Annotated in this window: 15 protein-coding genes and 1 pseudogene; 7 read left to right on the plus strand and 9 right to left on the minus strand. The window is 69.8% G+C overall.

Annotation, left to right across the window (positions count from 1 at the left end):
- Positions 1-75: 75 nt before the first annotated feature.
- Positions 76-258 carry a DUF397 domain-containing protein gene (locus ABZ794_RS00260; RefSeq protein WP_210782013.1) on the minus strand — a complete coding sequence of 61 codons (183 nt, stop codon included), beginning with the start codon at positions 256-258 and terminating at the stop codon, positions 76-78.
- Complete coding sequence (locus ABZ794_RS00265) at positions 252-1,052, minus strand: helix-turn-helix transcriptional regulator (RefSeq protein WP_210781920.1); 801 nt, start codon at positions 1,050-1,052, stop codon at positions 252-254. Before ABZ794_RS00265 ends, ABZ794_RS00260 begins: the two co-directional genes overlap by 7 nt.
- 280 nt (positions 1,053-1,332) lie before the next feature.
- On the opposite strand from ABZ794_RS00265, the gene ABZ794_RS00270 reads away from it, so the two are divergent.
- Positions 1,333-1,587: a flavin reductase gene (locus ABZ794_RS00270; protein WP_112602373.1), complete on the plus strand. Its 255-nt coding sequence runs from the start codon at positions 1,333-1,335 to the stop codon at positions 1,585-1,587.
- Positions 1,588-1,644: 57 nt separating this feature from the next.
- Here the strand turns inward: ABZ794_RS00270 and ABZ794_RS00275 are convergent, their stop codons facing one another.
- The gene (locus ABZ794_RS00275; protein WP_210781916.1) at positions 1,645-1,827 is read right to left on the minus strand and encodes a hypothetical protein; all 183 of its coding nucleotides are present in this window, start codon (positions 1,825-1,827) and stop codon (positions 1,645-1,647) included.
- A gap of 134 nt (positions 1,828-1,961) precedes the next feature.
- Positions 1,962-2,561, minus strand: a complete 600-nt coding sequence (locus tag ABZ794_RS00280; RefSeq protein ID WP_238688251.1) for a TetR/AcrR family transcriptional regulator — start codon at positions 2,559-2,561, stop codon at positions 1,962-1,964.
- 129 nt (positions 2,562-2,690) lie between these two features.
- Between ABZ794_RS00280 and ABZ794_RS00285 the strand changes: the two genes are divergently transcribed.
- The gene (locus ABZ794_RS00285; RefSeq protein WP_210781913.1) at positions 2,691-3,083 is read left to right on the plus strand and encodes an ester cyclase; all 393 of its coding nucleotides are present in this window, start codon (positions 2,691-2,693) and stop codon (positions 3,081-3,083) included.
- Between the two features lie 89 nt (positions 3,084-3,172).
- Here ABZ794_RS00285 and ABZ794_RS00290 read toward each other — a convergent pair.
- From ABZ794_RS00290 to ABZ794_RS00305, 4 genes and pseudogenes are all read right to left on the minus strand, one after another.
- Positions 3,173-3,400, minus strand: a pseudogene (locus tag ABZ794_RS00290) (creatininase family protein); the annotation flags it as partial.
- Between the two features lie 180 nt (positions 3,401-3,580).
- The gene (locus ABZ794_RS00295; RefSeq protein ID WP_238688252.1) at positions 3,581-4,240 is read right to left on the minus strand and encodes a DUF305 domain-containing protein; all 660 of its coding nucleotides are present in this window, start codon (positions 4,238-4,240) and stop codon (positions 3,581-3,583) included.
- A gap of 96 nt (positions 4,241-4,336) precedes the next feature.
- Complete coding sequence (locus ABZ794_RS00300; RefSeq protein ID WP_238688253.1) at positions 4,337-4,777, minus strand: DUF6153 family protein; 441 nt, start codon at positions 4,775-4,777, stop codon at positions 4,337-4,339.
- 60 nt (positions 4,778-4,837) lie between these two features.
- Entirely contained in the window at positions 4,838-6,928 is a 2,091-nt protein-coding gene (locus tag ABZ794_RS00305; RefSeq protein WP_210782011.1) for a heavy metal translocating P-type ATPase, read from the minus strand.
- Between the two features lie 592 nt (positions 6,929-7,520).
- Between ABZ794_RS00305 and ABZ794_RS00310 the strand changes: the two genes are divergently transcribed.
- The 5 genes from ABZ794_RS00310 to malQ all read left to right on the plus strand — a co-directional run bounded on the left by ABZ794_RS00310 (position 7,521) and on the right by malQ (position 14,079).
- Positions 7,521-8,807, plus strand: coding sequence for an ABC transporter substrate-binding protein (locus ABZ794_RS00310; protein WP_238688254.1), 1,287 nt, complete (start codon positions 7,521-7,523; stop codon positions 8,805-8,807).
- Positions 8,804-9,787, plus strand: a complete 984-nt coding sequence (locus ABZ794_RS00315) for a sugar ABC transporter permease (RefSeq protein WP_308194345.1) — start codon at positions 8,804-8,806, stop codon at positions 9,785-9,787. Before ABZ794_RS00310 ends, ABZ794_RS00315 begins: the two co-directional genes overlap by 4 nt.
- Before the next feature lies 1 nt (position 9,788).
- The gene (locus ABZ794_RS00320; protein ID WP_124858597.1) at positions 9,789-10,625 is read left to right on the plus strand and encodes a carbohydrate ABC transporter permease; all 837 of its coding nucleotides are present in this window, start codon (positions 9,789-9,791) and stop codon (positions 10,623-10,625) included.
- 10 nt (positions 10,626-10,635) lie between these two features.
- Positions 10,636-11,844: a sn-glycerol-3-phosphate ABC transporter ATP-binding protein UgpC gene (gene ugpC, locus ABZ794_RS00325; protein WP_210781905.1), complete on the plus strand. Its 1,209-nt coding sequence runs from the start codon at positions 10,636-10,638 to the stop codon at positions 11,842-11,844.
- A 177-nt stretch (positions 11,845-12,021) separates the two neighbouring features.
- Positions 12,022-14,079, plus strand: a complete 2,058-nt coding sequence (gene malQ, locus ABZ794_RS00330) for a 4-alpha-glucanotransferase (RefSeq protein WP_238688255.1) — start codon at positions 12,022-12,024, stop codon at positions 14,077-14,079.
- A 10-nt stretch (positions 14,080-14,089) separates the two neighbouring features.
- Here the strand turns inward: malQ and ABZ794_RS00335 are convergent, their stop codons facing one another.
- Positions 14,090-15,199, minus strand: a complete 1,110-nt coding sequence (locus tag ABZ794_RS00335; protein ID WP_238688256.1) for a winged helix DNA-binding domain-containing protein — start codon at positions 15,197-15,199, stop codon at positions 14,090-14,092.
- Positions 15,200-15,318: the final 119 nt, after the last annotated feature.

Genomic DNA, 15,318 nt, shown 5'->3' on the forward strand with positions numbered 1-15,318 from the left:
TCCGTTCTGTCATAACGGAAACTGTCCAAGATCTCAGAGTGCCCTAGGTAGAGGGGTCTTCTCCGAGTTTCGTGTTCAGTGCTGCTTGGCGTACGCGACGAACGTCTTCCAGGCGGTCGGGTCGACGTGCAGGGTGCCGCCGTCGCGGTCCTTGGTGTCGCGCACCAGCACCACGCTCGGCAGGTTGTCGGCGACCTCGACGCAGGACCCGCCGTTGCCGCCGGACCGGGTCGACTTCCGCCACTGTGGGGTCAGCATGCCCATGACTTCGCCACTTCCTTGATCAGCTCGATTGACTGCCGGCGGGGGAGCGCCTCGTTCCGCACGATCTCCCACGTCTTCGCCAGCTTAGCGACGTCGGTCGGTGCATCGACGAACTGCGCGGTGAGCTGGTTGTCGGCGTGAGCCACCCGCTCACCGTCCGGCATCTCGGCGATGATGAACTGACCGGCCAATCCCATATACATCCCAGCATCCACCGGCACGATGTGCACCTGGATATGCTCCGCCGTCGCCAACTGGGCCAGGTGCTCGCACTGCTCGACCATGAGACCCGGCTGGTCGAGCACCGGCCGGCGCAGCACCGCCTCGTCCAGTACGGCGATGAGCTGCGGCGGGCGCGGGCGGTGCAGGATCGCCTGGCGCTCCAGCCGGGAGGCGACGATTCGGTCCACATCCTCGGCGTCGAACCGGCCACCGGCCAGCGTCGCGCGGGCGTACCGCTCGGTCTGGAGCAGGCCCGGCACGTACGCCAACTCGAACCAGCGCAGCGTGGTCGCCTCCCGCTCGAACTCGATCCACTCGCGCAGCCAGGCCGGCTCGGCGTCGAGCCGGGCCAACCCGTCCAGCATGCGGAGGAAGCGTCCGCCGGTCTGGTGGTGGTTGTCGACCGCCCTCATGTACTCCTTCGTGGGCGGTCGTCCGCCGGTCTCCACCGAGCTGACGTGCGAACCCGAATAGCCGATGCCCCTGCCGAAGTCGTCCTGACTGAGCCCGGACCCCGCCCGGAACAGACGCAGTTCCTCCAGCACGTAGTCGGTGACGGTCCCCATTGATTCCCCAACCTTCGCTCAGTCTGGCCCGGCGCGTCCCTCGTGGGTGCTCACCTGGACCGCTGAGCTGCACAAACGGCGCGAGCACGTATCGACGGTAGTCGCCTCATCACCACACTGTCACCAGTGGCGGGTCCGCTGGTGGCCGGAATGGCGGCGGCGGGCCCTGCCCTCCGGGGTCGCTCCCGTCTCCCCCTTGCGGGAGCGGCCCCTTGCCCGTCCCCGAGGAGGTCGATGTGCTCACCCCGACAACCCAGCAGCCCTCGGCGCGGTGGCGGTGATGGTGGTCCGGCCGCCCGTCCCGCACGTCGCCATGCGTCCGCTGTGGCGGTGCCGGAACTGTGGCACCGAGTGGCCCTGCCAACCGGCCAAGCTCGCCCTGCTGACGGAGTACCGGACCAGCCGGACCGCACTGCTGATCTACCTCGGCACTCTGATGCACGAGGCGACGAACCAGCTCACCCAACTCCACCCGGATCATCCACCGACTAGGATGACCGAGCGTTTCCTCTCCTGGGCCAGGGCCCGAAGCTGACGCTCGGCCCGCCGTCGTTCATCCCGGAAAGTGGATCAGCGGCACCCCGTCGGAGTATCAGGGCCCCTCGCCGGTGAGCACCGCGGCGTCGTGGATCAGGCCCGCCACGGCGGCCGCCGCCAGGTCGAAGCGGCGGGTCCTGCGCTGCCAGAAGGCCGACTCCCGCAGAAGGACGGCGTATCCCAGCAGGGGCGACCGGTCCAGGATCAGTCGGCCTGGTGGCTGCGGCTCCGAGGTCATGCGGCATCGGCGCGGGGAGCGGCGTCGTCGCCGTTCATTTCGGCTTCCACGGCGGTGTTGATCTTGGCGTGCTCCGCCTCGAACCGCTCCGAGGGCCACTCGGCTTCCACGCCTAATCGTGTGAGCGGCATTTGTCAGGCTGGCGGCCAGCATCGCAGAGCGGTGTCGGCGACGCGTCGGAGGTCCTCGCGTTCCGCACCACCCGCCGCTTGCACGGCCATGCCGTTCGCGATCGTCATGACGAAGCGGGCGATCAGGTCTGGGTCGGCGTCGGCGGGCAGGTCGCTCTCCTCGACGGCCCGCTGGAACCGCTCGCGTAGGTGCGCCTGGCCGTGGGCGCGCCACTCGGTCAGGGTGTCGTGCGCGATTCGCCCGGTCTTGCCGACGGCCAGCGCGCCCTGCACGCCCAGGCATCCGGTGGGCCATCCGGGCAGGGTGTTGGCCCGAATGGAGCCGGCGAGGAACATCGTGGCCACCTCGCGGGCGGTGGGTGCTTGTAGCGCCTGGCTGACGTAGGCGCCGGGGCCTTCGGTGTATCGCTGCAACGCCTTTCGGAAGAGCTGCTCCTTGTTGCCGAAGGCCGCGTACATGCTCTTGCGGGAGATGCCCATGGCTTCGGTCAGGTCAGTGAGGCTGGCTCCCTCGTAGCCTTGCTCCCAGAAGATCACCATTGCCTTTTCGAGCGCGGCGTCGGCGTCGAACGCTCGCGGCCGGCCCATTCGTGTCTCCTCCATCACAGCATTCTACTGCTTGTGCACCGATCGGTGCTGAACTGCTAGTGTCAGGTTCGGCACCGATCGGTGCCGAAATCTGTGGAGCGCAGATGCTTCGCATCGAGCGGCACCAACGAAAGGGGCAATCCGATGGCTGAAGACGAGCTACGTAGCTGGTACATGCGGTACGCCGCAGCGCTCAACGCCCATGAGTTCGACGGCATGGACGAGTTCATCAACGACCAGGTCCTGCTGAACGGCGAGCCTGGCACCCGGGACGACGTCGTCACGGTCCTGAAGGGAATCGTCGATGCCGTTCCCGACATTCACTGGGAGGTAAAGGAACTGCTCTTCGACCGCGACGGAATCGCCGTACGCGCGATCAACACCGGCACTCCGGCGAAGGAGTGGCTGGGTGTTCCTCCTTCCGGTGCCTCGTTCGAAATCGTCGAATACGCGATTTACAAAGTCAGTGACGGTCGATTCGTGCAGATGACGAACCTGCACGATTCAGCCGAGATGCTTCGGCAACTGACCGCCTGACCTCGAAGTCTTTGGTCGGCTTCCGAAGGGCTGCCGACCAAAGTCCCGACTACGGGAATCAGATCGGCCAACCGAAGATCACGTCCACTGACATGCCGCGGAGCGCTCGCTACCCGGGTGGTCGGCATCCTGGCGGCCATCACGCACCACCTCGGGCGCAACGTGCAGAAGCAGCGAAACCTCGAGTTCACCAGCGTGCATGTCCTGGTGTGCTCGGCTGTGCAGGCCGGCGGGCAGTCGAGCGTCGTCCCAGTCGGCCCGAGCGGGAACAGAGTCATCCTCGGTCCGGCGACGTTGGCTTTCTGAACGACGTTGCTTCTGCCGACCGCCAGCGCTTCAGAGATGACCCTGATCTGTGTCTTTACGTAGATTGCATGTTTTCTGAAGGGCGACTTCGACGGCTCGCCGTCGAAGTGCGCACGGCCAGGCGCAACCTGCCCTGCCAGCGAGAAGGTGGCGAGTGCCCGGGCGTCGTGAGACGCCCGGGCAACCGATCGTTAGATCCGGGCGAGGATCTTGTTCATGGTGGCGATCTCGGCCTGCTGGTCATCGATGATCTGCTGGGCGAGGGCCTTGGCGTCGGCGTTGGCGCCGTTTGTGGTCTCGTCCTTGGCCATGGTGATAGCGCCCTGGTGGTGGGCGATCATCATGGTGAGGAACTGCTTGTCGAACTTGGTGCCGGTGGCGGCGGCGAGTTTGGCCATGTCGGCGTCGGTCATCATGCCGGGCATGCTGTGGTCCATGCCGGGCATGGCGCTGGGGCTCGTGCCGTGGTGCGTGCCGGTGTTGTTGGCCGTCGGTGTGGGCGTGCCCCAGGCGGCCAGCCACTGGGTCATGGTGTCGATCTCTGGCCCTTGGGCGGCCTTGATCTGGGCGGCGAGTTGCTTGACCTCGGGGCCGGTGGCGCGGGTGGCGGCGAGGTCGGCCATCTGCACGGCCTGCTGGTGGTGCGGGATCATCATCTGGGCGAACATGACGTCAGCCGGGCCGGCCCCAGGGCTGGTGTTCTGGCCGCTGGTGGCGGTCGGGCTGGCCATGGTGGAGCTGTGCCCGCCCGCGGCGGAGCTGTGGTCGCCGGCGCCGCATCCGGTGAGGATGACGGCGGCGGTGAAGGTGAGCGCGGCCATGACGGCGCGGCGCAGGCGAGTGCGAGTCATCGCGGGTTGTGCCTTTCGGTGTCAAGGAAAACTGCGTGCATGGGACAGGCGCGCGACGCAGCCGACGGAGGTACCCGCCGGGCGACGCGGGTGCCCCTATGTGCGCAGCACCGACACCGAGGCCAGGTGTAGTCCGAGCCTGCGCGCGGGCGGTGCCCGGCAACTTGTGGCACGGCAGGCAGAGCGGATGCGAATGTGGGCGCGGCTGGTGCGCGTGAACAGCAGGAGACCGAGGACAACCGCGAGGCTGAGAGCGGTGACCACGGCCAGGCACACCTGCCAGCCGGGCATGTGCCCGTTGCCGTGGCCGGCCGGTGTGACCGTTTGCTGGTCGCAGGTGTCGCTGGTGCATCCGTCTTGGGCGGCGGGCGGGGCCAGTACGGCGGTGGTGGGGCTGCTGTGCCCGCTGTGCCCACCGTCGGATTGCATCGAGGACGGGTCGTGGCCGAGGCTGTGCATGGCGGCCAGCCCGATGAGGGTGCAGGCCAGCAGCACGAACCGGACCAGATGTCTGGTTCGTGCTGCTGGCTGGGTCATGCGCTCCACGCTAGCGTGCCGCCGGGCGCTCATTCCCGCCGATCCCGCGATCGCCGTGCCTCAGTCATCGGCGGGGCGTAGGTGCACGCGGCGCAGGAGTTGGGCGTTGAGGGCGACCACGATGGTGGAGGCGGACATCAACACCGCCCCGACCGCGGGGCTGAGGGTCACCCCAGCCCAGGCGAGCACGCCGGCGGCCAACGGGAGGGCGATCACGTTGTAACCGGCGGCCCAGGCCAGGTTCTGGATCATCTTTCGGTAGGAGGCGCGCGACAGTCGGATCACCCCTGCGACTGCGCGCGGGTCGGAGGAGGCGAGGACCACCCCGGCGGACTCGATGGCGACGTCGGTGCCGGCGCCGATCGCGATCCCGACGTCGGCGCGGGCCAGCGCGGGGGCGTCGTTGACGCCGTCGCCGACCATCGCCACTCGTAGTCCGCGTTTCTGTAGTTCGGCCACGGCGTCGTCCTTGTCCGCCGGCAGCACCTCGGCGAACACCTCATCCTCGCCCGGGCGGAAGCCCAGGTCCGCGGCGACCGCCTCGGCGACCGGACGGGCGTCACCGGTGATCATGGCGATCTTGCGGATGCCCTGCTGGCGTAGTTCGGCGATGGCTTGCCGCGCTTCGGGGCGGACCTGGTCTTCGAGGGCGAGGGCGCCGATCACGCTGGCCTGATCGTCGTCGAGGCGCAGCAGGTGCAGCACCGCGGCTCCCCGGCCCGACCACTCGTCGTGCTGGCGGCGCAGGTCATCCGGCGCCGTGGCGTGCAGTTCGCGCAGCAGCGCGGGCCCGCCGACGGCGTAGCTGACGCCGTCGACCTCGGCGCGTACCCCGCGCCCGGTCAGTGACCGGAACCCCGTCGCGGTGCGCCGGGCCCCCTGCTGGGCGGCGGCAGTGACGATGGCCCGGGCGAGGGGATGCTCGCTGTCGGCTTCCACCGCCGCCGCGATCGCCAGGACGTCGGCGTCGCTGCTTCCGGTGGCGGCGGCGACGCCGGTGACGGCGTGTTCGCCGCGGGTGAGGGTGCCGGTCTTGTCGAACAACACCGCGTCGACCGTGCGCATCCGTTCCAGGGCGAGGCGGTCCTTGATCAGGATGCCGCCCTTGGCGGCGACGGCGGTGGACAGAGCGATCACCAGAGGTATGGCCAGGCCGAGCGCGTGCGGGCAGGCGATCACCAGCACCGTCACCGTGCGCACGACCGCCTCGTCGAGGTTGCCGAACACCGTCCAGGCCAGCAGCGTCACCACGGCTGTGGCGGTGGCGATGTAGAACAGCCAGGCGGCGAACCGGTCGGCCAGCACCTGCGCCCGGCCGCTGGACTGCTGCGCCTGCGCGACCAGGCGCTGGATCCCGGCCAGGGCGGTGCCCTCACCGACGGCCTCGACCCGGACCCGGATAGCCGCGTCGGTGGCCACCGTGCCGGCCACCACCCGATCCCCCGCCTCGCGCGGCACCGGACGGGACTCACCGGTGATCATCGACTCGTCAAGCTCCGCCCGGCCGTCGGAGATCCGCCCGTCGGCCGGCACCCGCCCGCCTGGTCGCACGAGCACCACATCGCCGACGTCCAGGTCACTGACGCGCACCTGCTCGGGCTGACCGTCGCCACCGAGACGTTCGGCGTCGTCGGGCAGCAGCGCCGCCAAAGCGGACAGCGCGCCCTGGGCCTGGCCGATGGCCTTCATCTCCTGCCAGTGCCCGAGCAGCATGATCGTGACCAGGGCAGCCAGCTCCCACCAGAAGTCCAGGTCGAACGCGCCCACCGCCGTCGCCAGAGAAGCGACGTAAGCGACGGTGATCGCCATCGCGATCAGCAGCATCATTCCCGGCGCCCGGTCGCGGAACTCCCGCACCGCGCCCTGCAGGAACGGCCACCCGCCGTAGGCAAACACCACAGTGCCCAGCACCGGACCCACCCACCCGATGCCCGGGAAGTCCAACTGATAGCCGAACCAGTCCATCACCATGTGACTGGTCACCACGATCGGCACCGTCAACGCCAGACTCAGCCAAAACTTGCGCCGAAACGCCTCCGGGTCATGCCCGGCGTGCTTGTCATGCCCGGCGTGCGCGTCGTGCTTTCCTGCGGGGGCATCGCGCCCGCCGGGTTCCTTCGAGTGACCGGCGTGGTCACCGTGTCCGTTCATCCGGTCTATCGCCTGGGTGGAGATGTTCATCTGGTGGTGCTGGTGGTCGTGCGACATCACGATCGCCTCCTCGCTCCCAACATACCCCCGGGGGGTATCGGCGTCTAGGGTCGCCGATGTCTTGCACGTCACCTGAGCGGGCCTGTGCGGCGCGGCGCGGCGAGTCGGGGTGCCAGCGGCAATGCTCGTGCCTATCGGCCTGATCCCGCCCGGCCGAGGTTGACCGACTTCGGGTAGGTCTCGAACCTCGACACAGCGGTGTTCGCATGGGTGCCTTCCAAACTTGGCGAGGAGTCGGTGCGCTGCCGCTACCCGCCCGCGCGCCGATCATGCTCACACCGCCCGTCGGTTACTGCCGAACCCTCCGCTGCCAGCGCGATCACGCGCGGTCGGGGCGCAGGGCACCGAGGGCCGGTCGCTGTGTGCACTCTCGGTGTGACAGCCAGGTTTCGCGACTTCGCGGGTGGGGCAGAGTAGCCGCTACAGAGCATCCGGGCCGGAGTTTCCGCAGCTTGCCGACTCGGAATCGGCTCGCCGTGCGCCGGGGCACGGATGCCCTCCCCGGTCTTTCGCCGAGGAGAGGGGGAGGGCGATGACGGACCCCGAAACGGCTCGACACCAACGCCGGCCGGTTGTTCGGCTGGGCGCGGCGGCTGCCGCGCTGGCACTCGTGGCGCCGCTGGCCGCGTGTGGCGCGGACGACGCCGGTGGCCCACCGACGATCAACCTGTACTACCCGCCGGAGCAGAACCTGCAGAAGGTCGTCGACGACTGCAACGCGCAGGCTCAGGGACGGTACGAGATCGCCTATCGGGTGCTGCCCCGGCAGGCCGACGACCAGCGGGTGCAGATGGTGCGCCGGCTGGCCGCCGAGGACAGCGGGATGGATCTGCTCGGGCTCGACGTCACGTGGACCCAGGAGTTCGCCAGCGCCGACTGGATCCGCGAGTGGACCGGCCAGGACAAGGCCGAGGTCGAGCAGGGCACCCTCGCCGGGCCGTTGGACACCGCCCGGTACGAGGACAAGTTGTACGCGGCGCCGAAGAACACCAATGTCCAGTTGCTCTGGTACCGCAAGGACCTGGTGCCGCAGCCGCCGACCACCTGGGACCAGATGATCAGCGCGGCCCAGCAGCTCAAGGACCAGGGCAAGCCGTACCAGGTGCTCACCATGGGCGCGCAGTACGAGGGTCTGGTCGTCCTCTACAACACCCTCGCCGAAAGCGCCGGCGGGAAGATCCTCAACGACGACGGTACGAAGGCCGTGATGGACGAGGGCACGGTCCGGGCGTTGGAGCAGCTGAAGACGTTCGCCACGTCGGGCGTGACCTCGCCGTCGTTCAGCAACGCCACCGAGGACCCGGTTCGGCTGGAGTTCCAGTCCGGCGCGGGCGCGTTCCAGGTGAACTGGCCGTTCGTCTACCCCGCTCTTCAGGAGGCGAACCCGGAGCTGGCCAAGCAGGTCGGCTGGGCTCGGATCCCGGGCATCGACGAGGGCACCCCCAGCAAGGTCACCATCGGTGGGGTCAACCTGGCGGTCAGCTCCTACTCCAATCACCCGGAGCAGTCCTTCGAGGCGGCCCGGTGCATCCGCAGCGCCGAGCATCAGAAGTTCTCCGCCATCAACGACGGTGTGCCGCCGACCATCGAGGCCGTCTTCGACGACCCGGAGATGACCGAGGCGTACCCGATGAAGGACACCATCCTGGAGGAGCTGAAGGAGCCCGCGACGCGTCCGCTGACCCCCGCCTACCAGAGCATCTCCACAGTGATGTCGGCGATCCTGTCGCCGCCGTCCGGGATCAGCCCGCAGCAGACCGCCGACGAGCTGCGCGGCGCCATCGCCGACGCCCTCCAGTCCAAGGGGGTCCTGCCGTGAGTGTCAACGCCACGCCGACCGGCGCCGACGTCGCCGCTGAGGAGACCCGCCGGCCCGCCGCCGTACCGAAGCAACGCGGCGGCCGTCGCAAGCCCCCGTTGAGCGAGAACAAGAAGGCCGAACGCCGGCTCGGTCTGCTGCTCTGCGCGCCAGCCGCGCTGGTCATGATCGCGGTGACCGCGTACCCGATCATCTACTCGGTCTGGCTGTCGTTGCAGCGCTTCGACCTGCGCTTCCCCGACCAGCGTGAGTTCATCGGGCTGGAGAACTACGTCACTGTGCTCACCAACGAGTTCTGGTGGACCGCGTTCGGGGTGACCATGCTGATCACGGTGGTCACCGTCGCCGTCGAGCTGGTGCTCGGCATGGGCCTGGCGATCATCATGCACCGCACCCTGGTCGGGCGCGGCCTGGTCCGGACCTCGGCGCTGATCCCGTACGGGATCGTCACAGTGGTCGCCGCGTTCTCCTGGCGGTACGCCTGGACGCCCGGCACCGGCTACCTGGCCGACCTGTTCAGCGACGGCGCGCCGCTCACCGAACGGGCCAGCTCCCTGGCGATCATCATGCTGGCGGAGATCTGGAAGACCACCCCGTTCATGGCGCTGCTGCTGATGGCCGGCCTGGCGCTGGTCCCGGAGGACCTGCTCAAGGCGGCCTCCACCGACGGCGCGACCGCCTGGCAGAAGTTCACCAAGGTGATGCTGCCGGTGATGAAGCCGGCGATCCTGGTCGCGTTGCTGTTCCGCACCCTGGACGCGTTCCGGGTCTTCGACAACATTTTCGTGTTGACCGCCGGAGGCAACGAGACGTCGTCGGTGTCGATGCTCGCCTACAACAACCTGATCCGGGGCCTCAACCTCGGCATCGGTTCGACGATGTCGGTGCTGATCTTCATCACCGTGGCGATCATCGCCTTCGTCTTCGTGAAGCTGTTCGGCACCGCTGCTCCGGGCAGCGACGACGGAGAGAGGCGCTGACATGGCTGTCGAAACCACTACCAGGGCAAAGCTGCGCTGGGGCCTGCTCGACGTCCTCGTGGTCGTCTTCGCGCTGGTCCCGGTGCTGTGGATCGCGTCGCTGTCGTTCAAGACGCCGGCCACCCTCACCGACGGGAACTTCATCCCCCGGGAGTGGACGCTGGACAACTACCGGACCATCTTCGACACCGACCAGTTCGTCCGGGCGCTGGTCAACTCCATCGGCATCGCGCTGATCGCCACGCTGATCGCTGTGGTGCTCGGCGCGATGGCCGCGTACGCGATCAGCCGGCTGGACTTCCCCGGTAAGAAGCTGCTGGTCGGCGTCTCCCTGCTGATCGCGATGTTCCCGCAGGTGTCACTGGTGTCGCCGCTGTTCGAGATCGAGCGTCAGCTCAAGATCTTCGACACCTGGCTGGGGCTGATCCTGCCGTACATCACCTTCGCGCTACCGCTGGCGATCTACACGCTGTCGGCGTTCTTCAAGCAGATCCCGTGGGACCTGGAGAAGGCAGCGAAGATGGACGGCGCCACCCAGGCGCAGGCGTTCCGGCGGGTGATCGCGCCACTGGCCGCGCCCGGGCTGTTCACCACGGCGATCCTGGTCTTCATCTTCTGCTGGAACGACTTCCTGTTCGCCATCTCGCTCACCTCGACCGAGCGGTCCCGCACGGTGCCGGCCGCGTTGTCGTTCTTCACCGGCGCGTCCCAGTTCGAGGACCCCACCGGGGCGATCTGCGCCGCCGCCGTGGTGATCACCGTTCCGATCATCCTGTTCGTTCTCTTCTTCCAGCGTCGCATCGTGTCCGGTCTGACCTCCGGCGCGGTCAAGGGATAGGTGGGTAGTCATGGCTGACATCGTGCTGGACAAGGTGAGCAAGAGCTTCCCGGACGGGACCGTCGCCGTGCAGGACGTCGACCTGGAGATCGCCGACGGCGAGTTCGTGATCCTGGTCGGGCCCTCGGGCTGCGGGAAGTCCACCACCCTCAACATGATCGCCGGGCTGGAGGACATCAGCTCCGGTGAGCTGCGCATCGCCGGGCAGCGGGTCAACGACAAGGCACCCCGGGACCGGGACATCGCCATGGTGTTCCAGTCGTACGCGCTGTACCCGAACATGACAGTGCGGGAGAACATGGCGTTCCCGCTGCGGCTGGCGAAGCTCGACAAGGAGACCATCGACCGCAAGGTCGACGAGGCGGCGAAGGTGCTGGAGCTGACCTCGCTGCTGGACCGCAAACCGGCCAACCTCTCCGGTGGCCAGCGTCAGCGGGTGGCGATGGGCCGGGCGATCGTCCGCCAGCCGAAGGCGTTCCTGATGGACGAGCCGCTGTCCAACCTCGACGCCAAGCTGCGGGTGCAGATGCGCACCGTGGTGTCCCGCCTGCAGAAGCAGCTCGGCACCACCACCGTCTACGTCACCCACGACCAGACCGAGGCGATGACCCTCGGCGACCGCGTGGTGATCATGCGCGGCGGCGCGGTGCAGCAGGTCGGGCCGCCGCAGGAGCTGTACGACCACCCGAAGAACCTCTTCGTGGCCGGCTTCATCGGCTCGCCGTCGATGAACTTCCTGCACGCCGCGGTGCAGGACGGCGAGCTGCACACCGCCCTGGGCAAGGTGCCGATCGGTGACCGGGTCCGCCGGGAGCTGGAGTCGGCCGACGCGCCCCGCGAGCTGATCCTCGGGATCCGACCCGAGCACTTCGAGGACGCCGAACTGGTCGACGACGACACCCGTCGGCGGGGCATGGAGTTCGAGGCGCCGGTGGACATCGTCGAGTCGATGGGCTCGGACAAGTACGTCTACTTCACCGTCGAGGGGGAGAAGGCCAGCGCCGCCGAGTTGGAGGAGCTGGCCGCCGACGCCGGCGCCGCCGACTTCGCCGGCGCCGGCGGCAACCTGGTGACCCGGCTGTCCGCCGAGTCCGGCGTCGCCGAGGGGCAGTCCCGGCGGGTCTGGTTCAACCTGGAGAAGATCCACCTGTTCGACCCGGCAAACGGCCGCAACCTGACCCTGCACGAGGGCCGGGCCGCCGGAGCGCTCGCCGACTGACGGTCCATTTCGCGCCGATCTTGCACTTTCGGTTGTCGACATGGGGTGGACTGCCCCTTCTGTCGGGACAGAAAGTGCAAGATCGGCGCTGGGGGTTCGGAGCGGCCCGCCGTGTCCTGCGGGGTGGGGGTGGGCGTGGCAGGGTGGTTGCAGGTTTCGTCGTGGAGCGGGGGCGGGATGAACCGACGGTTGGCCGCGCTGGCAAACGCGCACGGTGTTTCCACCTGGTACGAGGATTGGCGGCACCGCCGCGTCGCTGTCGCACCGCAGACCGTGGTGGGTGTGCTGGGGTTGCTCGGCGTGGACGCCACCAGCCCGTCGGCGATCGCCGCCGCACTCGCCGCCGCCCGTGCTGTCGACCGGAGCGCCCTGCCGGAGACGGTCGTGCTCACCCACGGCCGCAGCCGGGCGCTGCCCGGCCCGGGGGTGGTGACACTGGAGGACGGTCGCCGTCGCGCGGTCGACGGTGAGCTGCCAGCGGACCTGCCGCTGGGGTGGCACCGGCTGGCCTGCGCCGACCGCGAGGTGACAGTGGTGGTGGTGCCGCGCCGACTGCCGGTGCCGCCGTCGAGCTGGGGGTGGATGCTCCAGCTCTACGCGCTCACCTCGGAGCGCTCCTGGGGCATGGGTGACCTCGGTGACCTCGCCGAGTTCACCGAATGGGCGGGTGCCAACGGGGCGGGGCTGGTGCTGCTCAACCCGCTGCACGCGGTCGGGCCGGCGCACCCGGTGGCCACCTCACCGTATTCGCCGGCCAGTCGACGCTTCGTCAATCCGCTCTACCTGCGGGTCAGCGACACCGCCGCGTACCGGGCGGCGGACCCGGCGACCCGTGCGGTGGTAGACGCGTTGCGTCCCGACCGGGGGCCGCTGATCGACTACGACGAGGTGTGGGCCGCCAAGCGGCGCGCCCTGGAGTTGCTGCACCCGTACGCCCAGCCGGTGGATCTTGCCGCGGACCCGGCGCTGGCCAGCTTCGCCACCTGGTGCGCGCTCGCCGAGCGGCACGGCAATGACTGGCGTGCCTGGCCGGCGGAGCTGCACCACCCCGACGCCCCGGCGGTCGCCGAGCAGCGTCGGCGCCTCGCCGACCGGGTCGCCTTCCACGCCTGGTTGCAACACCTCTGCGACGAGCAACTCGACGCCGTCACGGCGGCGGCCCGCTCGGCCGGGATGCCGGTCGGCGTCGTGCACGACCTGGCCGTCGGCATCGACCCGGGCGGCGCGGACGGGTGGCAGCTCGCCGACGTGCTGGCCCAGGGTGTGCGGGTCGGCGCGCCGCCGGACGACTTCAACCAGCTCGGCCAGGACTGGGGGCTCGCCGCGTGGCGTCCAGACCGGCTCGCCGCCACCGGCTACGCCGCGTACCGGGACATGCTGCGCCGCACCCTGCGGCACGCCGGTGGTCTGCGGGTCGACCACGTCGCCGGCCTGTGGCGGCTGTGGTGGGTGCCGCCGGGCGGCGGCGCGGCCGAGGGCACCTACGTGCGCTACGACGCCGAGGCGATGCTCGGCATCCTCGCGTTGGAGGCGCACCGGGCCGGCGCGGTGGTGGTCGGTGAGGACCTCGGCACTGTCCAACCGGCGGTGACCCGAGGGTTGCGGGGGCGCAACATGCTCGGCTCGACAGTGCTGTGGTTCGCGCGCGACGAGGCCGGTGACTTCGTCCCGCCGGCCCGGTGGCCGCGCAACGCCCTCGCCACCATCTCCACCCACGACCTGCCCACCGCGCCGGGCTTCCTGACCGGTGAGCACGTGCGGGTGCGCGACGAGCTGAAGCTGCTCGACACCGATGTGGCGGTGGAGCGGGCCCGCGCCGCCGCCGACCGGGACCGGCTGCTCACGATGTTGCGGGCTGAGAACCTGCTGCCCGAGCCGACACCGCAGCTACCGACCGTGACTGTCGCCTCCGCGGGTGCAGAGCAAAGGACGGATGCCGATCCGGCGTTGCCTGAGGCGACGGCGACGCCCGACGACGGCGAGGTGGTGGTGGCCATGCACGCCGCGCTCGCGGCCAGCCCAACCCGGCTGCTCGGTGTCTCCCTCTACGACGTGCTGGGCGAGGTGCGCCAACCCAACATGCCGGGCACTGTGGACGAGTACCCGAACTGGCGGCTGCCGCTGCCGGCCAGCGTGGCGCAGATCCGCGCCGACCCCCGGGTGGCCCGCATCGTCGGCCTGCTCAGCGCCGCCCGCCCACGACCGGCGGCCCCGACGCCGGCCGCCGACGAGTGACGCGGCCCGCTCAGGTCAGCCAGTCGAAGCGGGCCGGCAGCCCGAGGAAGTCGGCGTAGCGCCCGAGCGCCCGCTCCACCCGGGCCCGCGCCGCGACGTCGAGCGTATTGAGCGGCTGGATCGTCACGGTCACCGCGGTGCGGCCGATCCGGCGCTTCCACACGCCCACCACCCGACCGGCGCGGACCACTGTGGCCTGGAAGATGCCGTTGTTGCCCGGCACGACGGCCGCCTGGTGGGCGGGGTCGAGCATCAACGTGCGGTCCCGGAAGCCGAGCAGATACTCGTCGAAGCCGGGTAGCGCCAACACGTCGTCCGGCGCGGTGCGCGGCGCGTCGGCCACTGCCGCGTCGACGTACATCGGAGTGCCGTCGACGCGTACCGTGCTCAGTGCGTCGTCGGCGGCGGCCAGGCCGCGTCGGGCGTCGGTGAGGGTGAGGCCGCTCCACCCGGCGAACTCGCGGTCGGTGACCGGGCCGTGGCCGCGGACGTAGCGGTGGGCGAGCAGGGCCAGCGCCTCGTCCCGCTCCAGCCGGTGGGACGTGGGTGCCCACTCGTCGAGCAGGGCGAAGGTCTGCTCGGTGCCGACGTTCGGCGCCACGCACGTCACGCCGCGAACGCTCGCATACCACAGCAGGTGGTAGCCGCGCTGCCCGTCGGTGCCCAGGCCGGCCGCCCGCAGGGTGGCCAGGCACTGCGCGCGGGTGAGTCGACCGCCGCCGGCCAACGCGGTGCCGAGGACGTCCACCGCCCGGTCCGCGTCGGCCTCGGTGAGCCCGAGCTGCGCGCGTCGGGTCGCCACGCCGGCCAGGGATCGTACGCCGGTCAGCTCCAGCATCCAGCGGGCGTCGGCGGGCGGGACGAGGTGCACGGTGCCCCGCATCGGCCAGGTGCGCAGCGCCTCACGCCGCTCCAACGCCGCCTGCACGTCGGCCACGCCGCGACCGGGCAGCCGGGCGCCCAGCGACCACAGCCCGCTGGCCAGATCCTGTGCCTGCATCGCGCCGAACCACTCGACCACCTCGGCGACGGTGCCGGGTCGGGTGCTCGGGTGTGGGCGCAGCAGCAGGCTGGTCATCCGCAGCGCCAGCGCGTCGGCAGCGCTGAGGTCGACAGGCATCGGGCGCTCCTTTTCGTGGCTGGGCGGCCAGCCTAGGGCCGACCACCGACACTTCTGCTGGTGGGAGGCGTAACGGCGGTCGTCGGGGGAATGCGGCTCGCCGGAAGTGCGCGCGCCGC

Source organism: Micromonospora sp. NPDC047187, from assembly GCF_040643355.1.
GTDB classification, from domain to species: domain Bacteria; phylum Actinomycetota; class Actinomycetes; order Mycobacteriales; family Micromonosporaceae; genus Micromonospora; species Micromonospora salmantinae.

Excerpts from the sequence above, each read along its gene's own strand:
- ABZ794_RS00260 (WP_210782013.1), bottom strand. The coding sequence starts at position 258 with ATGCTGACCCCACAGTGGCGGAAGTCGACCCGGTCCGGCGGCAACGGC.
- ABZ794_RS00265 (WP_210781920.1), bottom strand. The coding sequence starts at position 1,052 with ATGGGGACCGTCACCGACTACGTGCTGGAGGAACTGCGTCTGTTCCGG.
- ABZ794_RS00270 (WP_112602373.1), top strand. The coding sequence starts at position 1,333 with ATGGTGGTCCGGCCGCCCGTCCCGCACGTCGCCATGCGTCCGCTGTGG.
- ABZ794_RS00275 (WP_210781916.1), bottom strand. The coding sequence starts at position 1,827 with ATGACCTCGGAGCCGCAGCCACCAGGCCGACTGATCCTGGACCGGTCG.
- ABZ794_RS00280 (WP_238688251.1), bottom strand. The coding sequence starts at position 2,561 with ATGGAGGAGACACGAATGGGCCGGCCGCGAGCGTTCGACGCCGACGCC.
- ABZ794_RS00285 (WP_210781913.1), top strand. The coding sequence starts at position 2,691 with ATGGCTGAAGACGAGCTACGTAGCTGGTACATGCGGTACGCCGCAGCG.
- ABZ794_RS00295 (WP_238688252.1), bottom strand. The coding sequence starts at position 4,240 with ATGACTCGCACTCGCCTGCGCCGCGCCGTCATGGCCGCGCTCACCTTC.
- ABZ794_RS00300 (WP_238688253.1), bottom strand. The coding sequence starts at position 4,777 with ATGACCCAGCCAGCAGCACGAACCAGACATCTGGTCCGGTTCGTGCTG.
- ABZ794_RS00305 (WP_210782011.1), bottom strand. The coding sequence starts at position 6,928 with ATGAACGGACACGGTGACCACGCCGGTCACTCGAAGGAACCCGGCGGG.
- ABZ794_RS00310 (WP_238688254.1), top strand. The coding sequence starts at position 7,521 with ATGACGGACCCCGAAACGGCTCGACACCAACGCCGGCCGGTTGTTCGG.
- ABZ794_RS00320 (WP_124858597.1), top strand. The coding sequence starts at position 9,789 with ATGGCTGTCGAAACCACTACCAGGGCAAAGCTGCGCTGGGGCCTGCTC.
- ugpC (WP_210781905.1), top strand. The coding sequence starts at position 10,636 with ATGGCTGACATCGTGCTGGACAAGGTGAGCAAGAGCTTCCCGGACGGG.
- malQ (WP_238688255.1), top strand. The coding sequence starts at position 12,022 with ATGAACCGACGGTTGGCCGCGCTGGCAAACGCGCACGGTGTTTCCACC.
- ABZ794_RS00335 (WP_238688256.1), bottom strand. The coding sequence starts at position 15,199 with ATGCCTGTCGACCTCAGCGCTGCCGACGCGCTGGCGCTGCGGATGACC.